This is a genomic window from Arachnia rubra (assembly GCF_019973735.1).
GTDB classification, from domain to species: Bacteria; Actinomycetota; Actinomycetes; order Propionibacteriales; family Propionibacteriaceae; genus Arachnia; species Arachnia rubra.
In genome coordinates, this window is record NZ_AP024463.1 from 2,084,876 (window position 1) to 2,103,577 (window position 18,702).

Here is an 18,702-nt window from a genome sequence, read left to right on the forward strand (position 1 = left end):
AGGTTCAGCGAATGTGATCCAGGTCTGCTGGCCCGAAGGCCTGGGGCAGCACCTGCGACATCGGCAGTACACCGGCTGGGGTGTCGACGAGCAGCTCGTCCCCGCCGAACTCGAACAACAGCTGGCGGCAGCGTCCGCACGGCATGATCCTCTCCCCCCGCTTGTTGCAGCAGGTGAATGCCACGAGACGTCCACCTCCGGTTGCGCTGAGCTGCGAGACCAGTCCGCACTCGGCGCAGAGCCCCACACCGTAGGAGGCGTTCTCCACGTTGCACCCGACGACAACACGGCCATCATCGACGAGGGCTGCCGCCCCCACCTGATAGCCGGAATAGGGCGCATAAGCCTGGGGCACTGTCCTGCGCGCTGCCGCTCGGAGCCTCTCCCAGTCGATACCGGTCATATCAGTCATATCAGTGGGTCTTCACAAAATGGGCACCGTCAGCGGCAGGTGCGCGAACCCGGCCGATCAGGCCAGCCACGGCGACGATCGTCGCGATGTAGGGCAGCATCTCGATGAAATGGCTGGGGATCGGGAGCTGCATGAGTTTCGTCGACTGCGCAAAGGCGCGGGTGAATCCGAAGAACAGCGCTGTGCAGGCCCCCAGGACGGGGTGCCACCGCCCCATGATGACCGCTGCCAGGGCGATGAAACCATTGCCTGCCGTGATGTTGTTGTCCTGAAAGGCACCGCCGAAACCGACCGTGAAGTAGGCGCCGCCGAGACCTGCGAACACACCACCCAGCAGCACGGCCTGGGTCTTGGTCGCAATGACCTTGATCCCGACGGTGTCGGCAGCATTCGGATGCTCCCCCACCGCACGGACTCTGAGACCCCACTTTGTGCGATAGATCAGGAACCACACCAGCGGCACCGTGATCAGCGCGATGAAGGACAAAGGACGCTGCGAGAACAGGATGGGCCCGATGAATGGAATGTCTGAAAGCCCCGGTATGGCGAACGACGGCGTGGCTGTGACATTCCCGAATGTGCTGAGGTCACGGGCAACAAGCTGCTGGAATATGAAGCCCGTCAGGCCTGTGGCCAACAGGTTCACGACGACCCCGATGATGACGTGATCGACCAGGTATTTCAGCGTGAACAGTGCCAGCACCGCGGCCATGAGAATCCCCGCTATGGCAGCGGCCACCAGGGCGGCGGGGAAGGACTGCGTGATGGAGAACATGACAGACGCGGCGAAAGCGGCCGCGAGGAACTGTCCTTCGATTGCGATGTTCACCACCCCAGCCCGCTCTGACAGGACTCCGGCCAGTACCCCGAAGATCAGCGGTGTGGAGTACTCCAGGGTGAGGTTCAGCTGACTCGTCAGGGTGAAGGCGATGCTGGATGAGGCGGCAGCCCAGACCATGAAACCCGTCAGGCAGCTGATGCCAGCTATCACCCCGGCGACAGTTCGCGGGTTCTTGGACAGCCCGCCACTGAGAAACCCCACCCCGGCCGCAAGGGTCAGCAGGGAGCACAGCAGCAAGACAGGCAGCCCGGGCACTTCGATGGTAGGCAGCTGCACTTCCGCGAAGGCATCAGACAAGGCGATCTTCCCAGTCGCATTGGCGGTGAACGCCATCACCATCAGCAGGATGCCGATCGCAGTGAGCAACATGCCTTTGGAGATGCGGACTGCGCGGATCTCCGGCGATTCGACAATCTCCCGGGCCTGTGCCCGGCCCTGGGAAACTACGGTGCTGGTAATCATGCCTTGGCCTCCTCCACGGTAGTCCGGACAACCCGGCGTTCCCTCAGGAAAGGCAGCAGCCAGGTGACGAAGGCGGGAGCCGCCACGAACAGGACGATCAGGGCCTGGATGAGGTCAACCAGCTGATGCGGCGTGCTGGCCATCGTGACCATGGCGGTGCGGCTGGCTTTCAGGGCTCCGAAGAGCAGGCCAGCGAGCACCACCCCGAGGGGCCGGGAGCGTCCCAGGAGAGCGACCGTAATGGCGTCGAAACCGAGGGTGCCGACGATGGTCTCGGTCAGCTGGGGCGGGAATCCCGTCAGCATCTCGGGGGCGGTCACAGCAATCAGGCCTCCGAGGCCAGCCAGCCCGCCAGCCAGCGCCATGACGATGACCGTGACCCGGCCGACAGAGATTCCCGCGGTGGCGGTGGCAGCCGGATTCAGGCCCACGGCCTGCAGCTCCAGACCAAACGTGGTGCGTTCCAAGAGCCACCAGCACGCGAAAGCCGCTAGCAGGGCCAGCCCGAAACCCAAATGCAGGCGCGTGCCGTCGATCCGCGGCAGGGTGGCGTTCCACTCCAGCACGGGAGCAATCGGATGCTTAACCTCTGGCTGCCGCATGAAAGGCTGCATCATCAGGTAGGCGAGGGTGATGGTGGCCACGTAGTTCATCATGATCGTGAGGATCACCTCATGGGCCCCGGTCCGGGCTTTGATGAGACCGACCACGCCTCCCCACACCGCTCCCATGACTATCCCTGCGAGGATCACCAGCGGAAGATGCAGGAAGATCGGGAGCCCCTTGACGCTGAAACCGATGTACGCAGCGGTCAGCGCCCCCATCACAGCCTGCCCCTGTCCGCCGATATTGAACAGGCCGGCCCGGAAGGCAACCGCCACCCCGAGCCCCGCCGCAATCAGGGGAGCCGCCTGTGCGGTGGTTTCCGTCACGGCCACCACCGATCCGAGGGAACCGACATACATCGCCGTGAAGATGGCGGAGATCTTGCCCAAGGAGGCTCCCAGGGCGTCGCTGGGCCGAGCGATGAAGTAGGCGTATTTCGCCATGATCTCGGCATCCGTGACCACCATGATGATCATCGCGACGACGAAGGCCAGCACCAGGGAGGCCAGTGTCACCAGCGCGGTGCTCACCCAGGCTGGGCGGTTCCGCTTGGTCTGATTGGTCTGAGCGCTCATGCCCCGGCCTCCTGCCTGACGGTGGCGACGGCATCGTCATGGCCCACACCCGCCATCATGAGGCCCAGCACCTCCCGGGGGGTGTCCGGCGGAACCACCCCGATGATCCGTCCCCGGTACATGACTGCGATCCGGTCGGCCAGCGACTCAACCTCCTCAAGCTCCGTCGAGATGATCAGAACCGCCGTGCCCCTGTCGCGTTCAGCGACGATCCGGTTGTGGAGGAACTCGATGGCACCCACATCGACGCCACGGGTCGGCTGGTTCGCCAGCAGCAGCGACAGGGGGCGTGACAGCTCGCGGGCCAGCACCACTTTCTGCTGGTTACCCCCCGAAAGCGACTTGGCGGGTTGCGTGTGGGAGCTGGCTCGGATGTCGAACTGCCGCACCAGCTTCACCGCATTCTCGTTGATTCGTCTCATCTGGAGATTCCCGTGGTGACTGAACTCGTCCAGATTGTCCAGCACCAAGTTCTGGGCTATAGAGAACTCTCCGATGAATCCGTCACGATGCCGGTCCTCTGGTACGTAGCCGAGACCTGTCTTCAAGGTCTTCGCCGGGGAAAGCTGGGTGATGTCAGTGCCGTCAAGGGTGATCGAGCCGCCGACAGGGACCATCGTGCCGAGCAGCGCCTCTGCCAGCTCAGACTGGCCATTGCCCTGGACACCAGCTATCACGATGATCTCACCACCACGCACCGTCAGGTCGAGATGATCGACTGCCATGGTCCCGGAGGCGTCCGCAACCACCAGATCCGAGATGACCAGGCGGTCCCCGCCGGGAGCCGGTGGATGTTTGGCTACTCTGAGCTCAACAGAGCGCCCCACCATCATGGCCGCCAGATCAGCCTCGGTGCTGGTGGGCTCTGCCCGCCCGACCACCTTGCCCCGGCGGATGACTGTGATGTCGTCAGCGACCTCCAGCACCTCGCGGAGTTTGTGGGTGATGAAGACGATCGCACGTCCTTCATCACGCAGCGCGCGCATCACTCCCATCAGCTCGCCGATCTCCTGCGGGGTGAGCACTGCCGTCGGCTCGTCGAAGACCAGGTAGCGGGCATCCAGAGCCAGGGATTTCAGGATTTCCACCCGCTGCTGGATGCCGACGGGCAGGTCCGCCACGAGTGCATCCGGATCGACTGCCAGGTGATAACGCTCCGAGAGCTCTCGCACTCGACGCCGGGCCTGGGACACGTCGAGAAGCCCCAGCTTCCCGGGTTCGTGTCCCAGGACCATGTTCTCGGCGACGGTGAACGGGGGAATCAGCATGAAATGCTGGTGCACCATGCCGATGCCGGCGGCCATCGCCTGGCCAGGATCCCTCAGCTCCAGGACCTCATCACCAAGCCGGATCGTGCCCTCGTCAGGAGGGAGCAGCCCGAAGAGCACGTTCATGAGGGTGGACTTGCCCGCCCCATTCTCACCGAGAAGACAGTGGATGCGACCCGGGACGATGTCGATACTGACGTCGTCGTTGGCGGTGAGGGTGCCGAAACGTTTCGTGATACCTGACAATGACAACACCGGGGTGTCCGGAAGCGACGAAGTCATTGTTCCTCCTTCATCGGGCGGATTCACTCTACAGTCTGCCAACCAGAAAAGGGACACCGATCGGTGTCCCTTTTCCACGAGAGTCCGGCTCACTTGACCGGAGTGTCCACCACGATCTTCCCGGAAACGATGTCGGCGCGGATCTGGTCCAGCTCCGACTTGGTCTCGGATGAGACCTTCGAGTCGAAATCATGGAACTCAGCAAGGTCAACGCCTTTGTTCTTGAGATCACCGACGTATGGATCGGCTGAGAACGTACCGTCCTTGGCGGCCTTGATGATTTCGAGCACAGCCACATCCATGCCCTTCTCGATTGAGGTGATGATCACGTCCTTGTACTCGGGGGCGGACACGTAGCCGTCAGTGTCCACCCAGATGGCATTCACCTTGCCGTTGGACTCCTTCACCGCGGCCAGTGCTCCCAGGCCGGCGGGACCGGCCACCGGGAGGATGATGTCCGCTCCCTGGGCGATCAGGGTATTGGCGGTGTTCTTCCCACCGGTCTGGTCGCCGAACGGATCGTTGCCGCCGATGAACTGGCCGTCCTTGCTGGAGCGGTCCCAGCCGAGCACCTGGACGCTCTTACCCTTCGCCTGGTTGTAGTACTCAACGCCCTGGGCGAAACCGTCCATGAAAATCGAGACTGTCGGGTAGTTGGCTCCGCCAAAGGTGCCGACTTTGCCGGTCTGCGTCAGGGATGCGGCGACGTACCCCGCCATGAAGGCGGGCTCAGCGGTATTGAAGATCAGCCCTTTGGCATTGCTCACACCGTCGAAAGAGTTGTTGTCGACGATCGCGAACTTGGTGTCCGGATTCTGTTTCGCTGCGGCCTCTGTGGCATTGGCCAGAGCGAAACCGACCGTGACGATGACACCGCACCTGGCGTCAATCATAGATTGAACATTACGGGCGTATTCGGATTCCTGTTTCGACTCGATCTGGGCGGTTTCGATGCCCAGCTGTTCCTTCGCCTGCAGCAGTCCCTTGTAAGAGGTCTCGTTGAAGGACTTGTCGTCGAAGCCACCGAAGTCGGAAACCATGCAGGCCTTGAAATTCCCGGAAGAGGCGGCGGTCTGGCCTCCGGTGGCACTGCTGGCGGGGGCGGTATCATTCGAAGAGGAGGGTGCGGTGGGCGCCTGGGCGCACGCAGCCAGCCACAAAGAGCTGACGGCGGTGAGTGAGGCGAGCTTGAGCAGAGACTTCTTGATCACGTGGCCTCCAGACTTCGGAAGGTTCATAGGTGACCTGACCCTACCCCGTCGGGCTCTGGCCGGTGGCGACGCCCTGCCGAATCGTTATCAGCTTGCAACCTGTTTGACCAGCGCGACGGCGGAACGGACCATCTGCCGCGTCGACTCCTGCCAGCTAGGTTCCTGGCTGCGGTATGGCCCGGTTGCCAGCGAGATGACGACGGCGGCGGCCCGCAATCTCAGTTCCACCGGTTCTACCCGCCTGTCGAAGATCGGCACCCAGCGTGCGAGCAGATCGCGGACCTTCGCCTCCTGCGCAGGGTTCATGCGCTGGATAGTGGACAGGTGCGCTATCAGGCAGGCCAGATCGTCGGCGCGGCGTCCCGGGCCTATGGTGTCGACATCGAGGATCCCCACCACACGCCCAGCCGCCACATGTATCTGGCCCTCGTGGAAATCGCCGTGTGTGGGCTCATTGCCCGGCGGGATCCCCGCGAGCCCGGCGTGGATTCGCTGTACTGCCCAGTCAAGATCGCTCCGCACCTCGGGCAAGGCCGCCGAAACGATCTCCGCATAGTGCTGGACGGCATCGCTCCATGGCGGGCGGCGTTCGAGCTGCGCGACGCTCGGTGGCATCGCGTCCAGCACCTCGATCAGCTGCTCGGCGGTGCACGGGTCGCCGGGATTGAAGATCGCCCGCGCCAGTGCCTGGCCCTGAAGAGCGTCCAGCACCATCAGCTGGTCGTCAGTGGTGTAGGCCACGTGAGGCGCGGGCACCCCCGCCGTGGTCAGCAGCCGGTGCCTGAACAACACCTCGTCGAAGAGCTTGGCCCGTATCGCCTTGATGTAGAAAGTGTTCCCTCCCGTGGTGAAACGCACGACGGCCCGGCGGCGTGGCCGGTAGCCGATGATCTTCAACTCAAGATCGTCCCCGGTCACGGGGTAGGGCAGCAGCCGGGCCTCATTCACCAGCGCCGCCAGCTCCTCCGGATAGGCGGCTCTCTTCAGCCCCGGAAGGTCCGGATCGGCCGGATAGATCCAGACCGCCACCTCACGGTTGCCATCACCAAAGACCTCCGCCCCCCGGTCGGTCTCAGAAAGCTCCCCCCTGCGGGCTGACACCCCCAGCAACTCCGTGCGCTCCCCATAGGGCCAGGAAACCTTCGCCAGATACGTGGCGGTGGTCGACTGGTTGGGGTTGGCGTCCACGTGTTCCAGCGCCCAGCTGAGAAGTTCGCCGCCGGCATGCCTCACGGCGGCGCTGAGCACAGGACCGGCCCCAGGACCTGTCAGCAGGCTTGATCCATCATCCATGGGCGGCTTCCTGAGCTGGCCTGGCGGATATCCGGGAGGCGCGTCTCCCGTCCATCTCCTCGACGGTAAAGGTCCAAGAGGGTGCGGCTGTGTCATCCTCGGAGACCTCCTGTTGGGACAACTTTACTGTCACCTCATCCCCCACCTCGGGCAGCCGCCCGAGTTGCGCCATAACATACCCCGCGACGGTGTCATAGGGACCCTCGGGTATGACATAGCCAGACAGGCCCGAGAACTCCTCGATGGTCATCAGTCCATCCAGCCTGGCCAAGGGGTCGATCTTCGCGGGCGGACCACCGTCCACGACATCGTATTCATCCGTGATGTCACCGATCAGCTGCTCCACCAGATCTTCCAAGGTGACGATTCCCGCCGTGCCGCCGTACTCGTCACGGACGATGGCCATATGGGCTTTCGCGGCACGCATCGCGGACAGGGCCCGCAGCAGCTTCACCGTCTCCGGGAGGCTCAGGACAGGCCGCACAATGCTGGACAGCTGCCCACCGCGCTCCCCCGCGTCGAGATCCATCAGGTCACGGACATGGCAGAAACCAATCACCTTGTCCACGGACCCCTCCATGACCGGGTAACGGGAATGGGGCGCCCCCCGCACCTCCTTGTAGGCCAGCTGGATGGGCATATCGGAGGGCAGGAAGTCCACCTCGGTCCTGGGCACCATCACCTCTCGGAGGCTGAGCTGACCTGCAGCGAAGACCTCGTCCACGATGCTGCGTTCCTCCTGGCCTAGCGTCGTGGACCCGGAGACCATCTCCCGTAGTTCCTCGTCACTAACGCTGTCCTTCGACATCTTCGGGTCGCCCCCGAACACCCGGACTACCGCGTCGGTGGAGACCCCCAGGAACCAGATCACGGGCCGCGCCAGGGAGGCGATGCCCGCCACCAGCGGCGCCAGCGCCAGCGCAAACCCCTCGGCCCGCTGCATCGCCAGGCGCTTCGCGCTCAGCTCCCCGATGACTATCGAGAAATATGAGATCACGACTGTGATCACCACGAGCGCGAGGGGCTGTGCCACCGATGCGGGAATTCCCCACCCCATAAAAACAGGGGAAAGCCCCTCTGCCAGGGTTGCCCCGCCGAAAGCCGCTGACAGGAAACCAGACAGGGTCACACCGATCTGCACGGCAGACAGGAACCGGTTGGGGTTGCTCGTGAGCCGCTCGATCGCACGGCCCCGTTTCCCCTTGGATGCGAGCTGCCTGATCTGCGACTCACGTAAAGTCACCAAAGCCATCTCAGCAGCCGCGAACGTGCCGCCGATCAGGATGAAGAGCGCTATGAGCGCGATATCTGAAACCGCTGACATCAGCGGAAGATCACCGTCCTGTTCCCATCCATCAGCACCCGGTGTTCAGCGAACAGGCGCACCGCCTCGGCCAGGGTCTCGGATTCCTGGCCTCGGCCCTTGCTGACCAGTTTGCCGACCCCCATGGTGTGGTCCACCCGCACCACGTTCTGTTCGATGATCGGGCCCTCGTCGAGGTCGCTGGTGACGAAGTGAGCGGTGGCGCCGATCAGCTTCACCCCACGGTTGTGGGCCTGCCGGTAGGGATTGGCCCCCTTGAAACCGGGCAGGAAAGAGTGATGAATGTTGATGGCACGCCCCGCTAGGTGGTCGCAAAGCTCTGGGCTGAGGATCTGCATGTAGCGGGCAAGAACCACCAGGTCGACCTCCTTCTCCTCAACGACACGCCGCACCTCGGCCTCGAAGGCGGGCTTGGTCTCGGGCACAACCACGTGGTGCGCAAAAGGCACCCCGTAGAAGTCGGCCAGCGACCCCAGCACATCATGATTGGCCATGACGCCCACGACGTCGATGGGCAGAGTGCCGGCGCGCCAGCGGAACAGGAGTTCGTTGAGGCAGTGGCCCTCCTTCGAGGCAAGCAGCAGGGCACGGGTCGGGCGACCGGTCTCGTAGATGTCGAATTCCGCGCCGAGCCCCTGGGCAACGGGATCCAGGGCTGCCAGCAGCTCCTCACAGGTGGGACCGGCCAGGGCGATCCGGGTGAAGAACCGTCCCGTGTCGGCGGAGGTGAACTGCTGGCATTCGGTGATGTTGCCGCCGACAGCGACTACGGCACCGGTGAGGGCGTGCACGATGCCCGGGCGGTCAGGGCAGCGCAACGTCATAACGAGGTCCTGCATGAGGCCCAGCGTAGGCCATTGATGACAAGCAGCCCGCTCCTGAAACGCTAGGCTTGGGACGCCTTGGGGCTCTGGAACCCGGTGCGACTCCGGGACGGTCCCGCCACTGTGACGCATCCGCGAAGTCAGGAACATCCCATAAGGCACCTCAACCACCCGGACGTGGATCCTGACGGAGGACACCTTGACACGAATCGCACTGCTAACCACCACAGAGACCGACCTGCTCAGCGCCCGCGCGAGCGGGGCGGACTACGTGTACGGAAACCCCGCGAAGCTCGACGTGGCGGCGGTGGAGACACTGATCGACGGAGCAGACCTGATCGTGTTCCGATTCCTGGGGGGCAAAGAACAGCTCCCGGCGACCTTCACCACCTGTACCGAATCGGGGCTACCACTGGTGGTGCTCGGTGGCCAGCACACCCCCGACGCCACGCTGATGGAGCTCTCCAGCGTACCGATGGGTGTCGCAGCACAGGCCCACCACTACTTCGTGCAGGGCGGGGTGGGGAATCTCCGCAACGTGCACGCCTTCCTCTCCGACACCGTCCTGCTCACCGGTGACGCCTTCGAACCCGTGGAGCAGATGCCGGTGTGGAGTGAGCTGCCGCGGCCTGAGGCCCCCACCGATGAGCCGGACGGTCACCGGCGGCCCCGGGTCGGCATCATCTTCTACCGCGCCCACTATGCGGCCGGGAACATCAAACACATCGTCGCGCTGTCCGATGCCATCGACGCGGCCGGTGGGCGGGCCGTCCCTATCCAGACCGCCTCGTTGCGCGACCCGGACCCAGGTCTCATCGAGTTCCTGGGCACCTGCGATGCCATCATCACGACGGTGCAGGCCTCCGGCGGGCTCACCCCGGCCGATGCGTCCGCAGGTGGCGATGAGGGGGCCTGGGATGTGGAGCAGCTGGCCAAGCTGGACATCCCCATCCTGCAGGGCCTGACGCTCACCTGGAACCGCGAGACCTGGGAGGCCACCGACGACGGCATGAGCCCTCTCGACGTCGCCACCCAGGTGGCGGTGCCCGAGTTCGATGGCCGGCTCATCACCGTCGCGTTCTCCTTCAAGGAGGTCGACGCGGATGGCCTGCCCCACTACGTCCCGGACCCAGAGCGCTGTGCCCGCGTGGCCGGCCTGGCCGTGAACCATGCCCGGCTGCGCCTGATCCCGCCTGCGCAGCGGAAAATCGCCATCGTGCTGTCGGCCTACCCCACCAAGCACGCCAGGATCGGCAATGCCGTCGGCCTCGACACCCCGGTCTCGATCATCCGGTTGCTGCGCGCGATGCGGGAGGCCGGTTACAACCTCGGCAAGCCCGGGGAGATCCCCGGCACCGGCGAGCTGGAGCCGGTGGAGGGTGAACATCCCGACACCACCGCGGGCAATGCCCTGATCCACGCCATCATCGCCGCCGGCGGGCAGGACGAGGAGTGGCTGACCAGCGAGCAGCTCAGTGGCCAGCCTGTCAGGATCGATGCCGCCACCTACCGGCGCTGGTTCGCGGAGTTCCCCGCCGAGCTGCAGGAGCAGGTGGTCCAGGCCTGGGGCGAGGCCCCCGGGAACCTGTTCGTGGATCGGGTAGCCAATCCCGATGGAGAGATCGTCGCCGCCACCCTGCAGGCCGGCAATGTCGTGATCCTGGTCCAACCGCCCCGCGGTTTCGGAGAGAACCCGATCGCGATCTACCACGATCCCGACCTGGCGCCCACACACCACTATCTGGCCACCTACCGCTGGCTGGAGAAGGAGTTCGGGGCCCATGCCGTCGTGCATGTCGGCAAGCACGGCAACCTGGAGTGGCTGCCCGGCAAGACCCTGGCGCTCGATTCCGCCTCGGGGCCTGACGCTGCTCTCGGGAACCTGCCGCTGATCTACCCGTTCCTCGTCAACGACCCCGGTGAGGGTACTCAGGCGAAGCGTCGCGCCCACGCCACGATCGTCGACCACCTGATCCCCCCGATGGCGCGTGCCGAGTCCTACGGGGACATCTCCCGCCTGGAGCAGCTACTCGACGAGTACGGCAATGTCTCCGTGATGGATCCGGCGAAGGCACCGGCCCTCCAGGGCGAAATCTGGCAGCTCATCAAGGCCGCCCAGATGCACCAGGACCTTGGTCTTGAGGAACGCCCTGGAGAGGAGGAGTTCGACGACTTCGTCATGCATGTCGACGGCTGGCTGTGCGAGATCAAGGACGTCCAGATCCGTGACGGCCTGCACATCCTGTCTCAGGTACCTGAGGACGAGGGCATGGTCAACCTCGTGCTGGCGATCCTGCGCTCCAACCAAGTCTTCGGAGGCCGCACCGACGGGGTGCCGGGCCTGCGGGTTGCCCTCGGCCTGCCGGAGGACCAGCAGGACGTCTCAGTCACGCGGGAGGACACCGACCGGGTGGAGACCGAGGCCCGCAGCCTCGTGGAGCAGCTCGCCGCGGCTGACTGGGATATGGCCGCCATCGACGGCATCGTCGCGCCGCTGGCCGGGCGTGAGGACGTGGATGTAGCCGGGGTGCGTGCCGCCCTGGAGTTCGGGGCCACCGAGGTGGTGCCGCGGTTGCGTGAGACCGCGGGTGAGATCCCGGCGGTGCTGCACGCCCTCGACGGCGGCTATATCCCGGCCGGACCGTCGGGCTCGCCGCTGCGCGGCCTGGTGAACGTGCTTCCGACTGGCCGCAATTTCTACTCCGTCGACCCGAAGGCGATCCCGTCGAGGCTGGCGTGGCAGACCGGCCAGGCCGCAGCCGAGAACCTCGTCGCCCGGTACCTGGATGAGACCGGTGAGTACCCGAGTTCCGTTGGCCTGTCCGTGTGGGGAACCTCTGCGATGCGCACCTCCGGTGATGACGTCGCCGAGGTGTTCGCGCTGCTCGGCATCCGTCCCATCTGGGAGGAGCAGTCCCGCCGGGTGATCGGGCTGGAGCCGGTTCCCTTGGAAGAACTGGGACGGCCCCGCATCGACGTCACCGTCCGGATCTCTGGTTTCTTCCGCGACGCGTTCCCACATGTCGTGGCGCTCCTCGATGATGCCGTGGCGCTTGCCGCGGCACAGGAGGAACCCGCCGAGTCCAACTTCGTGCGCGCCCACGTGGCCGCCGACCTGAAGGCCCACGGCGATGAGCGGCGCGCCCGCACCCGGATCTTCGGGTCCAAACCGGGCACCTACGGGGCAGGCATGCTGGAGCTAATCGAGTCGGGGAACTGGCGTTCCGACGCTGACCTGGCCGAGGTCTACGCGGCCTGGGGCGGTTTCGCCTACGGCCGTGACCTGGACGGCGCCCCGGCCCGGGACGACATGGAGAACAACTACCGCCGCATCAAGGTCGCCGCGAAGAACGTCGACTCCCGGGAGCACGACATCATCGACTCGGACGACTACTTCCAGTACCACGGCGGTATGGTCGCGACGGTCCGGGCCCTGACCGGGGATGCTCCGAAGGCGTATGTGGGCGACACCAGCGTCCCCGACGCAGTGCGCACCCGGTCGCTGGCGGAGGAGACCGCCCGGGTCTTCCGGGCACGCGTGGTCAACCCAAGATGGCTGGCTGCGATGCGCCGCCACGGCTACAAGGGAGCCTTCGAGATGGCTGCCAGCGTGGACTACCTGTTCGGCTTCGACGCCACAGCGCAGGTGGTCGGCGACTGGATGTACGAGTCGGTGGCCAACACCTACCTGCTCGACGAGGAGAACCAGGCATTTCTGCGGCAGGCCAACCCGTGGGCGCTGCGCAGCATGGTGGAACGGCTCCAGGAGTCGGTGGACCGCGGCATGTGGGAGAACCCTGACCCCGAGCTGATCAACCAGCTCCACGAGCTCTACCTGGAAGTGGAGGGCGACCTGGAGGAATAGGAGAACCACGAAAGACCGGCCCTAGACAATCTGTCCGGGGCCGGTCTTCGCATATCAGAGGAAGTTTACAGAGACTCACCCTCCCCCACGGGACAGATACGCCTGGATCACAGGGGTGAGAGCCGCCACTAGCTCGTCGTGTGACATCTCCGGCATGAAACTTATTCAGCAAGGGTGAAGGCGTAGACGTCCATCACCCAGCCGTGGTCCTCTCGTATCCTCGCACGGGTGGCGATGATGTCGTCGATGACGTCTGCCAGGCGACCGCTGCGTAGCTGCTGGGATTCCAGGCCCAGGTTCGCCGCCCACCAGATGGTGGCGTCGGCGGCCTTATCGACGAGGTGTTGGACCTTCAGATGTCCGTCCAGCATCACCACGGTCATGCCGAGACCGGGCTGCCACTCGTCCACCAGGCGCCGTCCTGTGGTGATGTGGACGGGCCCACCGACCTCGTGCAACACGATGCCGTGAGCTGCCGCGAGGGCCTGGAAGGCAGTGATGCCCGGTATTACGTGGGGTTCGACATCGGTGAACTCGCGGATACGCTCGACGATGCGGATGGTGGAGTCGTAGAACGCCGGGTCACCCCAGACGAGGAATCCGACAACACTGCCCTCCGGGAGTCCCCTCATAACCTCCGCGTAGCCGCGGGCCCGGGCGGCGTGCCAATCAGCCACGCCCGCCTCGTACTGTTCCTTGTTGCGCTCCGCGTCCGGCCCACGCTTCGGGTCATCGACGGCGACAAAACGGTAAGAGCCGGGCTCCAGGTGTTCCTCGCACAGGGCACGGCGGGCATCCACCAGGTCGGCCTTCACCTCGCCCTTATCCGCCACCAGGAACACGTCCACCTCGCGCATGGCCGCGATGGCCTCGCCCGTCAGATGGGCGGGATTGCCCGCCCCGATACCGATGATATTGACCTTCACCTTGCCACCTCCAGCAGCGCCGACACATCCACATGCTCCTCGCAGGCATCCGCGAGTCGTTCAATCATGGCCTCCCGCTGCTCAGCGTAGCCGGGCGCCCCCTCACTGGGACGCCAGTCGCTGCCTGCCAGCTCTGCCACCTCAGTCAGGAAGGCGCGCCGGAAGCCATCGGACTCGAAGGCTCCGTGCCACATGGTCCCGAAGGTCGAGCCGGACTGCTGGCCCTCGCAGAAGTCCTCGCCCTCGGCGGCATGGACGCGGCCGTGGTGGATGGTGTAGCCCTCCACCACCTCGCCCCGCCAGGTTCCCCGAGGCCGCCCGAGCACCTTCTCTGCCCCGAAACGAACCTCACCAGGCAACAGGCCGAGGCCGGGTGCGTCGCCGTCCCCGGACTCGAGGTCGTCGAGGATACGGTCCGTGAGCATCTGGTAGCCGCCGCAGATACCGAGCACCGGCCGCTGTCTCGAGGCACGGTGCCGGACCACCTCCGCCAGGCCGCACTCCCGGAGCCACGCCAGGTCCGTGACGGTGGCCCGCGACCCGGGCAGCACCGCCAGGTCGGCATCCCGGACCTGTTCCGGTGAGGTGGTCACCACCACCTGGACGCCCGGCTCCGCGGCCAGCGCATCGACATCGGTGGCGTTCGAGGTGCGCGGGAGGTGAATCACCGCCACGTTGAGCACCCCGTTCCCAGGACGCAGCACCCGCGACCCGATGGTCAGGGCATCCTCACCGTCCAGCCACACGTCGGGTAGCCACGGCAGCACCCCATAGTTGCGCATACCGGTGCGCCGGGTCAGCTCCTCCAGGCCGGGCTCGAGCACCGCCTGGTCGCCGCGGAACTTGTTGATCAGGTAGCCCACCAGCCTTTCCCGGTCCTGTTCGGAGGAGATGCCGTGGGTGCCGAAGATCGCGGCCAGCGCCCCGCCACGGTCGATGTCGGCCGCCAGCACCACGGGCAAGCCGAAACGCTCCGCCAGGCCGAAATTGACGTAGTCACCCTGCCTGAGGTTGATCTCAGCAGGTGATCCGGCTCCCTCACACAACACCAGGTCGTATGCGCCAGCGAGTTCCTGATAGGCGGTGAAGGCGGCCTCGGCCAAGTGGCGGCGCCCGACCGCATACTCCCCCGCCTCCAGCTGGCCCGCGGGTTTGCCGCGCAAGACAACGAAGCTGCGGCGGTCGCTGCCCGGCTTCAGCAGGACCGGGTTCAGCAGGCTGCTGGGCTCCACACCCGCCGCCTGAGCCTGCAAATACTGGGCCCGCCCGATCTCAGTGCCATCGGAGCAGACCATCGAATTGTTCGACATGTTCTGCGACTTGAAGGGCGCCACCTTGATGCCGCGGCGCCGGAACGCCCGGGCCAGGCCCGTGACGATCAGCGATTTCCCGGCATCCGATGCGGTACCGGCAATCAGCAGCCCAGTCACTTCCTACCCCCGAACAGGATCAGGGCCCCGGCGAACACCGCCGTCGCCGCGGCCGTCACGGCTGTCACCAGCTGCGCAGCCCGGCGTACCTCCGCGCCTCTGGGACGCGGCCCGTCACCGAGCGTGGGACGCGACTCGACGCGTTCGCCGTAGCGGTTCTCTCCACCCAGCTGCACGCCAAGCGCACCCGCCCAGGCTGACTCGCACCAGCCGCCGTTGGGACTGGGATGGCTGGCCCCGTCCCGTCTCATGATGCGCCAGGCGGTTCCGGTCCTGCCTCCAATCAGCGGGGCTGTGAGGCAGGCTAGGGCACCGGTGACCCGGGCCGGCAACCAGGCGGCGGCATCGTCCGCGACGGCGGCAACCGTGCCAAACCGCCCGTAGCGTTCGTTGCGGTAGCCGACCATGGCGTCGAGGGTGTTGAGCGCACGGTGGGCCAGGATCCCGGGCACCCCCGCGACCGCACCCCACAGCAGTGTGCAGACCCCGGCGTCGTTGGTGTTCTCCGCCATGGACTCGACGGTGGCGCGCCCCAGGCCTTCCTCATCCAGGGTGCGGGGATCACGCCCGCAGAGGTTGGGAAGCTGCTCCCGCGCCGCCTCAAGGTCACCGCTGTCAAGGCGGTCGGCCATGATCCCGCCCTCGTTGGCGAGCCGCCTGACCCCAAGCGCCGCCCAGGTCGCCGCGGCCGTCGCCGCGACCTGCAGCCAGCCGCGCCGAGATGCAGCCTTCTCCACCACGATCCCGCCTGCCAGCGCGGGGGCGATGGCGGCAGCTGTGAACAATGCGCCAGCAGCCCGGCTGTCCGCATAGGCGACTTTCTCCACCAGGGTGGCCCAAGAGCCGAACCAGGCGACGGGGTGATGCCTTTGGGGGTCAGCCAACAGCTGATCCAGGGCAACCCCAAGGGCAAGCCCTGCGCCCCGGTGTCTCAATGTCATGTCACTCCGATCAGGTTCACGGTGAGCGCTGCTCCCAGCCATACCGAGAGCTGGGTCAGTTCAATCAGGGAGCCATAGCAGTCGCCGTTCAGGTGCTCCAGGCGCCGTAGGAGATGCCGTTGCCAGCATGCGGCGAGCACCCAGGCGATGACCACCACAGCGCACCAGCAGACCGCGGTCCGCCAGCCCAGCAACCACCCGGTAGTCAGCCCGCTGCTGACCAGCACTGCCGCTCGGCTGACCCAGAGCCCCGCTGCCCCCGCCTTCCCCGCGACCAGCGCGGACAGCGTGCCGGGCACTGCAACCTCACCGCGTCTCGGCAGGGTCGCGGCGAGCGGAGTCACCCGTCCCGCCCCCATACCGGCGGCCACCAGCAGCGGCCAGGTGTGGGAGGGCACGGCGCAGAGGGCGCCGACCTCCAGGAGGAGCGTGAACAACAGCGACGTCACCCCCATGGGGCCAATGTCGGACTGCTTCATGATGGCGCGCGCCTGTTCCGCGGGTTTGCGGGAGCCCAGGGCATCGGCGACGTCCGCGGTGCCGTCCAAATGCATCGCACCGGTCACGAACGCCACCGCGCCGAGCGCCAGCACCGCCCCCAGGAACAGGGAGCCGGAGACAGCGGTGGCACCCCACCCCAGCGACCCAGCAGCACCACCGAGTGCCAGGCCCAGCCAGGGGAAAGCGACTAGCCCGTCGGGGAAATCGCTGTCCGTCCAGTCGTGTTTGCGCACCGGCAGCCAGGTGTACATCGCGACTGCGCTGTGAAGGGCACGCAGCGCGCGCATTACGTCCCCTTCACCTGCATCGGGATCCCCGCCACGCAGAACCAGACCCGGTCCACGGTGGCTGCCACCTGCATGTTGAGGCGTCCCAGCTGGTCGGTAAACAGCCTGCCGGCGCTGGTGGCAGGCACCACCCCGAGCCCTACCTCGTTACTGACGAACACCACAGGCCTGCGGGTCTTACGCAGCGCGGACAGGAATTCCTCGACCCTAATGCCCAGCTGCTCCAACGCGGCAGGGTCACGATCCCAGCAGCCGTCGTCCAAAAGCCTCGTCAGCCACACCCCCAGGCAGTCCACCAGCATCGGCGCCTCGTCGTCGCGCCGGAGCTCCGCCGCTAGGTCGATGGTCTCCACCGTCTCCCAGTGGGAGGGACGGCGGGACCTGTGGATCCTGAGCCGCTCGACCCACTCCGCATCGTCAGGACGCACCTCGGAGGTCGCCACATAGGAGACCCTGGGGGCACCGGCGAGCAGTGACTCGGCGAAGGTCGACTTCCCGGACCGGGTCCCCCCCCAGGACCAGCGCGGTACCGGTCACGCCTTCGACACTCCCTGGCCGCTGAAAGTACCCATCTCGTTCATGACCAAGGCAGCGGCCCGGACGATGGGAAGCGCCAGGGCACCCCCGGATCCCTCACCGAGCCTCAGGCCGAGGTCGACGAGACCCCGGATCCCGAGAGCCTCGTGGGCCGCGGTGATGGCGGGCTCCACCCCAGCATGCCCGGCGATCAGATAGCCGGCGACACTCGGGGCGAAGGCACGCGCCACGAGCGCTGCCGAGCAGGAGACCACACCGTCGAGGACCACCGGGACGCGGCGGGCTGCGGCTGCAAGCATCAGACCGGCCATCGCGGCATGCTCGAAACCGCCGACGGCAGCCAGCACGCCGAGCGCATCGCCCTGAGCAGCCAGTTCAGCCACCCGGCCCGTCTCCAGGCCCTGCTGGATGACCGACACCTTGTGGGCCAGCATCTCGTCGTCCGCTCCAGCACCGCGGCCAGTCACCTCGGCGACGTTGGCTCCTGTCAGAGCGGCGGTCAGAGCGGCAGCGGGCGTGGTGTTGGACAGGCCGACCTCTCCGGGCACCAGCACGTCAGTCCCGGCGTCGATGGCGGCATCGGCAGCCTCGATGCCGACCGAGACTGCTGCGAGGGCCTGCTCCCTGGTCATGGCAGGTCCCTGGGTGAAGTCCGCGGTCCCGGCGGCGATGCGGCGGTCCGTGGTGCCTTCCGCGTGCTGAAGCAAGCCGACGTCGAACACCTCAACCTCCGCCCCGAAAGCCCGGGAGATCACGCTGACGCCTGCGAAGCCGATGGCGATCCCCGCCGCCATCTGAACACTGACCTCCTGGGGCCACGGTGTGACTCCCTGCGCATACACCCCGTGGTCGGCTGCGAAAACGATCACCCTCGGATGCGAGGGAACCGGTGGCGGGCACTGGGCTGCGATGCCACAGAGCCTGATCCCGACGGCCTCCAGCTCGCCGAGCGAGCCCGGGGGCTTCGTCAGGTCATCCTGCCTGGCGCGACCGGCCTGCAGCCAGGTCTCCTCGACGGGGGTGATGCGAGCAGCGAGCGCAGAAAGCTCGGCTGGGGTGATGCCCATGTGGTCACGTCCTTCGCTTGATTACCGGCAGCGCCCAGGCAGACAGGCCG

At 66.0% G+C, this 18,702-nt stretch carries 15 protein-coding genes and 1 riboswitch; of the genes, 1 reads left to right on the plus strand and 14 read right to left on the minus strand.

From position 1 onward, the window contains the following. Positions 1 to 4: 4 nt before the first annotated feature. The 8 genes from SK1NUM_RS09550 to purU all read right to left on the minus strand — a co-directional run bounded on the left by SK1NUM_RS09550 (position 5) and on the right by purU (position 9,122). Positions 5 to 403 carry a cytidine deaminase gene (locus SK1NUM_RS09550; RefSeq protein ID WP_212327680.1) on the minus strand — a complete coding sequence of 133 codons (399 nt, stop codon included), beginning with the start codon at positions 401 to 403 and terminating at the stop codon, positions 5 to 7. A 10-nt stretch (positions 404 to 413) separates the two neighbouring features. Next, the gene (locus SK1NUM_RS09555; RefSeq protein ID WP_212321498.1) at positions 414 to 1,715 is read right to left on the minus strand and encodes an ABC transporter permease; all 1,302 of its coding nucleotides are present in this window, start codon (positions 1,713 to 1,715) and stop codon (positions 414 to 416) included. Continuing rightward, the gene (locus tag SK1NUM_RS09560) at positions 1,712 to 2,896 is read right to left on the minus strand and encodes an ABC transporter permease (protein ID WP_212321499.1); all 1,185 of its coding nucleotides are present in this window, start codon (positions 2,894 to 2,896) and stop codon (positions 1,712 to 1,714) included. The genes SK1NUM_RS09555 and SK1NUM_RS09560 overlap by 4 nt, the downstream gene beginning before the upstream one ends. After that, on the minus strand, positions 2,893 to 4,446 hold the full coding sequence (locus SK1NUM_RS09565) for an ABC transporter ATP-binding protein (RefSeq protein ID WP_212321500.1): 1,554 nt from the start codon (positions 4,444 to 4,446) through the stop codon (positions 2,893 to 2,895). The genes SK1NUM_RS09560 and SK1NUM_RS09565 overlap by 4 nt, the downstream gene beginning before the upstream one ends. A gap of 89 nt (positions 4,447 to 4,535) precedes the next feature. Then, on the minus strand, positions 4,536 to 5,654 hold the full coding sequence (locus SK1NUM_RS09570; RefSeq protein ID WP_212327682.1) for a BMP family lipoprotein: 1,119 nt from the start codon (positions 5,652 to 5,654) through the stop codon (positions 4,536 to 4,538). A 90-nt stretch (positions 5,655 to 5,744) separates the two neighbouring features. Next, the gene (locus tag SK1NUM_RS09575; RefSeq protein ID WP_212321501.1) at positions 5,745 to 6,950 is read right to left on the minus strand and encodes an aminoglycoside phosphotransferase family protein; all 1,206 of its coding nucleotides are present in this window, start codon (positions 6,948 to 6,950) and stop codon (positions 5,745 to 5,747) included. After that, positions 6,943 to 8,277 (minus strand): hemolysin family protein, encoded by a 1,335-nt coding sequence (locus tag SK1NUM_RS09580; protein WP_396020937.1) that lies wholly within the window; start codon positions 8,275 to 8,277, stop codon positions 6,943 to 6,945. Before SK1NUM_RS09580 ends, SK1NUM_RS09575 begins: the two co-directional genes overlap by 8 nt. Further along, positions 8,274 to 9,122, minus strand: a complete 849-nt coding sequence (gene purU / locus SK1NUM_RS09585) for a formyltetrahydrofolate deformylase (protein ID WP_396020938.1) — start codon at positions 9,120 to 9,122, stop codon at positions 8,274 to 8,276. Before purU ends, SK1NUM_RS09580 begins: the two co-directional genes overlap by 4 nt. Before the next feature lie 64 nt (positions 9,123 to 9,186). Beyond that, positions 9,187 to 9,246: riboswitch (cobalamin riboswitch) on the plus strand. A gap of 51 nt (positions 9,247 to 9,297) precedes the next feature. Between purU and cobN the strand changes: the two genes are divergently transcribed. After that, entirely contained in the window at positions 9,298 to 12,963 is a 3,666-nt protein-coding gene (gene cobN / locus SK1NUM_RS09590) for a cobaltochelatase subunit CobN (RefSeq protein ID WP_223927478.1), read from the plus strand. Between the two features lie 161 nt (positions 12,964 to 13,124). On the opposite strand, the gene cobF is transcribed toward cobN, so the two are convergent. The 6 genes from cobF to cobT are packed head-to-tail and all read right to left on the minus strand — an operon-like array spanning position 13,125 to position 18,652. Then, entirely contained in the window at positions 13,125 to 13,889 is a 765-nt protein-coding gene (gene cobF, locus SK1NUM_RS09595) for a precorrin-6A synthase (deacetylating) (RefSeq protein WP_212321510.1), read from the minus strand. Further along, positions 13,886 to 15,319: a cobyric acid synthase gene (locus tag SK1NUM_RS09600; protein WP_212321512.1), complete on the minus strand. Its 1,434-nt coding sequence runs from the start codon at positions 15,317 to 15,319 to the stop codon at positions 13,886 to 13,888. Before SK1NUM_RS09600 ends, cobF begins: the two co-directional genes overlap by 4 nt. Continuing rightward, positions 15,316 to 16,260 (minus strand): cobalamin biosynthesis protein, encoded by a 945-nt coding sequence (locus tag SK1NUM_RS09605; protein ID WP_212321514.1) that lies wholly within the window; start codon positions 16,258 to 16,260, stop codon positions 15,316 to 15,318. Before SK1NUM_RS09605 ends, SK1NUM_RS09600 begins: the two co-directional genes overlap by 4 nt. Beyond that, the gene (locus SK1NUM_RS09610; protein WP_212321516.1) at positions 16,257 to 17,048 is read right to left on the minus strand and encodes an adenosylcobinamide-GDP ribazoletransferase; all 792 of its coding nucleotides are present in this window, start codon (positions 17,046 to 17,048) and stop codon (positions 16,257 to 16,259) included. Before SK1NUM_RS09610 ends, SK1NUM_RS09605 begins: the two co-directional genes overlap by 4 nt. Beyond that, positions 17,048 to 17,521: a bifunctional adenosylcobinamide kinase/adenosylcobinamide-phosphate guanylyltransferase gene (locus SK1NUM_RS09615; protein WP_223927988.1), complete on the minus strand. Its 474-nt coding sequence runs from the start codon at positions 17,519 to 17,521 to the stop codon at positions 17,048 to 17,050. Before SK1NUM_RS09615 ends, SK1NUM_RS09610 begins: the two co-directional genes overlap by 1 nt. A 60-nt stretch (positions 17,522 to 17,581) precedes the next feature. Beyond that, a complete protein-coding gene (gene cobT / locus SK1NUM_RS09620) occupies positions 17,582 to 18,652 on the minus strand; it encodes a nicotinate-nucleotide--dimethylbenzimidazole phosphoribosyltransferase (RefSeq protein WP_212321526.1) in 1,071 nt (356 codons plus the stop codon). Between the last annotated feature and the right edge of the window lie 50 nt (positions 18,653 to 18,702).